Genomic DNA, 617 nt, shown 5'->3' with positions numbered 1-617 from the left:
CCCGGTGGTAGCCGCGCCGAGGTTGAAAAAGCCTGCCAGCTTGCCGAAGCGGCGTTTGATCAATACCGCGAAACCTCACTTGAAGCGCGCGCTCACTTCCTGGAAACCATTGCCGAAGAAATTGAGGCCATTGGTGCTGACCTGACCCAGCGCGGCGTGGCCGAAACGGGCCTGCCTGAAGCGCGCCTTGAAGGCGAGCGAGGCCGGACCTGCGGTCAGCTGCGGCTGTTCGCCTCGGTAGTACGTGCGGGCGAATGGCTGGATTTACGCCACGACCCGGCCCAGCCTGATCGCCAACCCATGCCGCGTGCCGACTTACGTCAGCGCCATATTCCGCTTGGCCCCGTGGCCGTGTTCGGTGCCAGCAACTTCCCATTGGCTTTCAGCGTAGCAGGGGGCGATACCGCCTCGGCACTGGCAGCAGGCTGCCCGGTGGTGGTCAAGGGCCACTCTGCCCACCCCGGCACTTCTGAGCTGGTAGGCCGCGCTATTCAACGCGCTGCGGCCAAGTGCAACATGCCGGAAGGGGTGTTTTCGCTGCTGTTCGGCTCAGGTCGCGATATTGGCCAGGCGCTGGTCTCAGACCCGCGTATTAAAGCGGTTGGTTTTACCGGCTC

At 63.7% G+C, this 617-nt stretch carries 1 protein-coding gene; it reads left to right on the top strand.

All coding sequences use genetic code 11. The annotated features are described in order from the left end of the window. A partial coding sequence (locus ACT3TJ_RS18025; RefSeq protein ID WP_444624407.1) for an aldehyde dehydrogenase family protein occupies nt 1–617 on the top strand: 617 nt, incomplete at both ends.

The sequence above is a fragment of the Halomonas sp. AOP30-A1-24 genome (genome assembly GCF_052378165.1).
GTDB classification, from domain to species: Bacteria; Pseudomonadota; Gammaproteobacteria; order Pseudomonadales; family Halomonadaceae; genus Vreelandella; species Vreelandella citrativorans.
Note: the sequence above shows the minus strand (reverse complement) of the source record. Positions and strands in the feature narration are given on the sequence as shown.